This window comes from Bartonella sp. AA86SXKL (assembly GCF_042196885.1).
Genome location: NZ_JBHIRE010000470.1, coordinates 1 through 614, shown reverse-complemented (window position 1 = coordinate 614; position 614 = coordinate 1). Strand labels below are relative to the sequence as shown.

The window sequence follows — 614 nt, the reverse complement described above, 5'->3', positions numbered from 1 at the left end:
GAGATTGTCGATGTAAGAGACAGTATCCTTGTTAAGCAAGAAGAAGAGGTGACGTTAAGTCGTAGTCTTCGTGCGGGGGGATCGGGTGTTATCACCATAGGTAAGGCAGCAGGCGGTACTGAAATCAGTGTTTTAAACAAAGACGGTAAGGAACGGACAATCACCGGAGTGAGTGCTGGAACACTCTCAGAAAGCTCAACGGATGCGGTGAATGGTTCACAGCTTTTTACAACCAATAAAAATGTTACTAAGGTTGCTGAGCATACAGCAAAATATTTTGGCGGAGGTGCCAAGTATGAGAGTGAAGCGTGGACAGATCCAAGTTTCAAGGTTAAGACCGTTAAGGAAGATGGTAGTGATGTTGAAGAGCAGAGCTATGCAAGTGTTGCGGAAGCCTTTGAGGGTGTAGGTAATTCTTTCCAGAACATTCATAAAGAGATTACACAAAGCAATACGGCGGTTACTGAAAACATTAAGCAGAATGCGTTGATGTGGGGTGAGAAAGAGGGAGCTTTTGTAGCCTTGCATGGAGAAGAAAATAGCAAAAGCAACAGCAAGATTAAGTATCTTGCGAATGGAGATATTTCTAAAGACTCAAGTGATGCGGTTAATGG

General features: G+C 43.5%; 1 pseudogene. It reads left to right on the top strand.

What is annotated here, in order from left to right:
* Positions 1-614, top strand: a pseudogene (locus ACFIO5_RS12685) (hypothetical protein); the annotation flags it as partial.